Source organism: Actinomyces polynesiensis (genome assembly GCF_000820725.1).
In the GTDB taxonomy this organism is placed as follows: domain Bacteria; phylum Actinomycetota; class Actinomycetes; order Actinomycetales; family Actinomycetaceae; genus Pauljensenia; species Pauljensenia polynesiensis.
In genome coordinates this window covers 1-4,957 of record NZ_CCXH01000171.1, presented here as the reverse complement: position 1 = coordinate 4,957, position 4,957 = coordinate 1, and the positions used below count along the sequence as shown (strand labels likewise).

Genomic DNA, 4,957 nt, shown 5'->3' with positions numbered 1-4,957 from the left:
CCATCGAGTTCCCCGGACGCATGGGGAAACCCTCCTTCCGCGCGGTGGACGGCATCGACTTCGACATCCGCCCCGGGGAGGTCCTCGGCCTGGTGGGCGAGTCCGGCTCCGGCAAGACGACGACGGGGCGGGCCATCGCCGGCCTCCAGAGGATCCACTCCGGGTCCCTGCAGGTGATGGGCCACGAGATGCGCGACTTCAAGGAGCGGCAGTTCCGACCCCTGCGCCGACACATCGGCTTCGTGTTCCAGGACCCCGGGACCAGCTTCAATCCCCAGCTGACCATCGCCCAGTGCATCGCCGAACCCCTGGTCGTGCACAAGGTGTTCCCGAACTCCCTGGAGGCTCGACCCAGGGTCGACGAGCTCCTGGAGGCCGTCCAGCTGAAGGCCACCTTCGGGGACCGCTTCCCCCACGAGCTCTCCGGTGGGCAGCGCCAGCGGGCCTCCCTCGCCCGCGCCCTGGCCCTGGACCCGAAGCTGCTCATCGCCGACGAGCCGACCTCGGCCCTGGACGTCTCGGTGCAGGCGCGTGTGCTGCGCCTCTTCCGCGAGCTCCAGGAGGAGCTGCACTTCGCCTGCCTGTTCATCACCCATGACCTGGCCGTGGTGGACCTGGTGGCGCACGAGGTCGCGGTGCTCTACAAGGGGCGGATCGTGGAGAAGGGCATCACCCGGCAGGTGCTCACCGACCCGCACGACACCTACACCCAGCGCCTCATCGCCTCCCTGCCGGTGCCCGACCCGGTCGAGCAGGCGGCCCGGCGCGAGGAGTTCCTCAAGGTCTCCGGCCTGGCCTGAGCGAGGCGGTCGCGCAACCGCCGAGGTCCGCCCAGTTCGGGGACCGAGGTCCGCTCAGGTCGCCCTGTGCCAGACCTCCGCACCACCGCAGCGCTCGGACTGCTCCCGCCGCCACTCCACGACCTCGTCCTCGGGCCCGACGTCACACAGCCAGAAGGCCCGGTCCGGGTCCCAGCCCGCGATGACGCTCGCGCGGCCTTCTCCCAGGTCGAGCGCCCTCCCCGCCGACGACAGCCAGGCGGACACCGTCAGGTGGACCGCGTCCCACTCCAGTCCCACCGCGCGCCAGTCAGGGATCACCCAGTGCCCGCCCCAGTCGGTGAACTGACTCCAGCAGCAGCGCCTGGACCACGTGACGTCCAGGGGGTGGCTCCGGCACAGGTCGACCCAGTCGGCCCCGCCGTGGACCTCCAGGACCCGGGCGCCCTCGGGGACCGCGACGGACTGTGTGAGCACGGGGTCCGGATCCATCGAGTCCTCCACGCACCACAGTCCGAAGGGAACGCCCCCCGGGACCGCGCGCGTCGTGCTCGTCAGCTCGGAGCCCGCGATGGACCACCAGGACCCGCCGATGTCCTCTCCCGGATGCTCGTCGTACCACGTCCGGAACCACTGCTCACTCGGCTCGACACCCGCCCGCCACTCGTCCAGGACCTCGCGGACGTCCCTCTCCGGGAACAGGGGCCGCTCCCCGGTCCCGACGAAGGTCTGGGCCCACTGCGCGTCCCGGTCGATGCCGGAGTCCCACCACGCGGCAGCAGGGGAGGACAGGATCGCCTCGGCCACGCGCAGCAGTGGTCCGCGCAGCTCGGGGAGCGCGGCGGCCAGGTCCTGCCCATCCGGGGGCTGCCAGTACCGGGCACAGGCCGTCGCGTCGCTGAGGGCACGCAGCGTCTGCACCGTGTCCGGCTCCCGCAGGGGGACGCGCTCCAGGATCCCGGCCAACTCCGTCGACGAGGGCGGACGCGTGTCCGCCGCCCGGTGTGCCGCCCTGCGTGCTTGCACCCTCGCGAGGGGACCCGGGAGCCACCACCGGCGCTCGACTGCGACGAGCATCGCGGCGGTCCCCGGATCAGCCGCTCGGTCGGTCGCCACCAAGGCCGTGATCAGCGGGCATTCGTCCTCGGCGCCCCGGGAGAGTTCCTCGCACGTGCGCGCCCACTCCAGGCACAGGCGCCGCCCACGCGGGCCGGCGAGCAGTTCCTCAGGCGTCATCGTCATGTGCTGACCCTACCGACCCGGCCACGAGGGCGGCGCCGCCCTCGTCAACCGTCCACGAGGGCGCACCGCTGCGCTCCCGCGACCCCTCACCGGCCCGCTTCCTCCGACGACCCCGCTGCGGGACCGGTCCCCGAGTACCACCCGTGTGGGCCGACCTCCTGCCCCAGACGGGGCACGTGGTGGTCGAAGCACACCCGGGCGACGGGGATCGAGGAGCTCCTGGGGCGGCGCCCCGCCGAGGGTGACGACGACCCCAACCCGCCCTCCCGCACCCGCACCCGCACCCGCACCCGAGAGTGTGTCCGCGCGGGCGGAGAGCCACACACCGTCCGCCGTGCGGATGCGGACGTAGGGGGCACGGTCCGACCGACCGGCTGTGTGCCCCCGCGCCCGTTCCGTCCACGCGTGTCACATGGCCCGGGTCGGTCAATCGATGACGTCGACGAACCCGAGATGACGGTACAGACACACCGCCCGCTGGTTGGAAGCGCCCACCCACAGGCGGACCGACTCGTGTCCGGAAGCGGAGAGGGCCCGGCACGTCCGGGCGATGAGCCCTGAGGCCGTGCCTCGGCCGCAGTGGTCAGGGTCAACGAACACGAAGGCGACGAATGGGGTGCCGTCATCCTCCTGCGCGGTCAGAATGGCGCCCGTCGGGAGGGCGTTCTCGTCGATGGCCAGGAACGATGCCTCCGGCATCCACTCCCCGTACCGTCCGCGCATCGTGGCGCGCAGGATGTCGATGGTGTCCTGCAGGTTCTCGCCCTCGTCATCGGGCGTCCCTCGGTACGCCGCCAACATGAGAGGGGCCAACTCCTCCGGTGGAGGAACCGGTATGAACCCAGCGATCTCCCTGCTGGCGCCGAGCAGGTCCCGGACGTCGGTCGAGCGATGAAGGTGGAGACGCGCCGGTGCCTCACTCATGGATCTCAGCGTACGTGCCGCGGACCGTCAGGGGAGGTCGGGTCCCGTGACGCCGAATCACTCCGGGCGCCCGTCACCCTGTCCACAGGCGTGACCCCCGCCGGTGGGCCCGATCCCAAATGCACATGGTCCCTGTCACCATGAGTCATGGACGCAACGACGGGATCCGCAGCGGGAGCAGGCCGGGAGGGCCTGCTCACCGCGCTGCGCCACCTCCAGGAGGTGGCCCGGGACGGCGTCGTGCCCGAGGTGCTCGGCGATGAGGAGCTGCTGACCCTGCTGGCCGATGCGGAGACAGTGGGTCGGCTCGTCGACGGTCTCCGTGTCCTGGGTGCCGGTGTCGTCGCCGAGAGGTCCCATCCGTCCCTCGGTGACGAACGGCTCTCCGCCCGTCGGGGATGCCGCACCCCCGGTGAGCTCGTCGAGCGCACCACCCGTGTCTCAGGGGCCACGGCCCGGAAGCGGATCCGCGACGCCGCCCCCCACCGCATCACGACGTCCCTGTCGGGCGAGCTCCTCCCGGCCCGTTTCCCCCTCGTGCGCCGCGGTCTGGAGACCGGCGACCTGTCGTTGGACGCGGCCGACGTCATCGTCCGGGCGCTGGGCCCGGCCCTGGACCACGGCGCCCGCCACTCCGACGTCGAGGCGGCGGAGGCTGCCCTGGTCTCCTGTGCCACGGGACAGGACGTCACCGGACAGGACGACGTCGAACCCGACGACGCGGCACAGGACACACCCGACGGGGACCCGCGGCCCCCTGCCCTGCCTGCTGACGACATCGCGGTGATGGCGGGCGCCTGGGGCCTGGCCCTGGACCCCGACGGCGCCCTGCCCGACGAGAAGTCAGGGTTGGGGAAGCGCGGGCTGACACTGGGCCGGGAGCGCGGTGGGACGGTCCCCCTCAGGGCGGAGCTCCTTCCCGAGGTCGCGGCGCAACTCCAACGCCTCCTCGATGCCTACCTCAATCCCCGGGTGGACGCGGACGCCGGTCCTGCCAGCAGCGGCTCCTCCGCCGCGCAGGGTCAGGTGGCGACCGCTCCCGTCGACGCGACCTCTCCCGGCGGGACGAGCCCGGACTGCGACGCGCCCGTGCACGGACCCTTCCCGGACGAGGAACCACCCCATGAGCACCGCACTCCCGCCCAACGTCGTCACGATGCCCTCGCCGGTGCCCTCACCATCGCCGCGGCGCACGACGAGGCACCGCGCCTGGGTGGATCGGCGCCGACGCTGGTCGTCACGGCCAGCCTCGACCAACTCTCGGATCCCTCCGGCGTGGCCTTCCTCCAGGGGGCCGGCGATCCCACCCGCTCGGCGGTCGGCTCCCACGTCGCACGGCACGCGGGCTGTTCGGGAGCCGTGCAGAAGGTGCTCCTGGGTGAAGGTGGCGCGGTCCTGGGGCTGACCAGCCCGCACCGGGTCTTCACCCCACACCAGCGGCGCGCGATCGCACTGCGGGACGGGGAGTGCGTGATCCCCGGCTGTCACGTGCCCTCGACCTGGTGCGAGGTCCACCATGTCCACGCGCACGCCGACGGTGGGCCCACCGACACCTCGAATGGTGTACTCCTGTGTTGGTTCCACCACCGCAGCCTCGACACGTCCGGGTGGCAGATCGAGATGAGGGACGGGCTCCCCTGGGTGCGCCCTCCGACGTGGATCGACCCCATCGCGCGGTGGGCACCGGCCAGACCATCGGCTGACGTGCACCGACGCACGCTCCGGACGGCCACCCGCAGCAGGGACGGGACGAGGGCACACGGGCCGACCCGACACAGGACCAGCGGAGACGGGACGGTGGCGGATCGGGTCCTGCTCCGCGGTCGGGACACGGGTCCACCCGCGCCCGGGTGACCGAAGGAACGGACCGAACGACGTGGGCGGGACAGCCCCCGGCACCCCGGCGCCCCGGTGCCGCATCGGGTGCACCGCACCGGCTGGGATACTGGTCCCATGCCCCATCCCGGCGATGCCCTCGCGCGTCTGCTCCGGCACCCGCCGGACCTGCCCGT

Annotated in this window: 4 protein-coding genes; 2 read left to right on the top strand and 2 right to left on the bottom strand. The window is 72.5% G+C overall.

Going from position 1 to position 4,957, the window contains the following annotated elements; genetic code table 11:
• The coding region (locus tag TA90_RS07360; protein WP_043535458.1) for an ABC transporter ATP-binding protein at window positions 1–800 on the top strand (800 nt) is incomplete at its 5' end.
• A 54-nt stretch (window positions 801–854) separates the two neighbouring features.
• On the opposite strand, the gene TA90_RS07355 is transcribed toward TA90_RS07360, so the two are convergent.
• Both TA90_RS07355 and TA90_RS13220 read right to left on the bottom strand, forming a co-directional pair.
• Window positions 855–2,021 (bottom strand): hypothetical protein, encoded by a 1,167-nt coding sequence (locus TA90_RS07355; RefSeq protein ID WP_052450629.1) that lies wholly within the window; start codon window positions 2,019–2,021, stop codon window positions 855–857.
• Between the two features lie 426 nt (window positions 2,022–2,447).
• A complete protein-coding gene (locus TA90_RS13220) occupies window positions 2,448–2,945 on the bottom strand; it encodes a GNAT family N-acetyltransferase (protein ID WP_082031553.1) in 498 nt (165 codons plus the stop codon).
• 147 nt (window positions 2,946–3,092) lie between these two features.
• On the opposite strand from TA90_RS13220, the gene TA90_RS07345 reads away from it, so the two are divergent.
• A complete protein-coding gene (locus TA90_RS07345) occupies window positions 3,093–4,799 on the top strand; it encodes an HNH endonuclease signature motif containing protein (protein ID WP_043535455.1) in 1,707 nt (568 codons plus the stop codon).
• Window positions 4,800–4,957 lie beyond the last annotated feature (158 nt).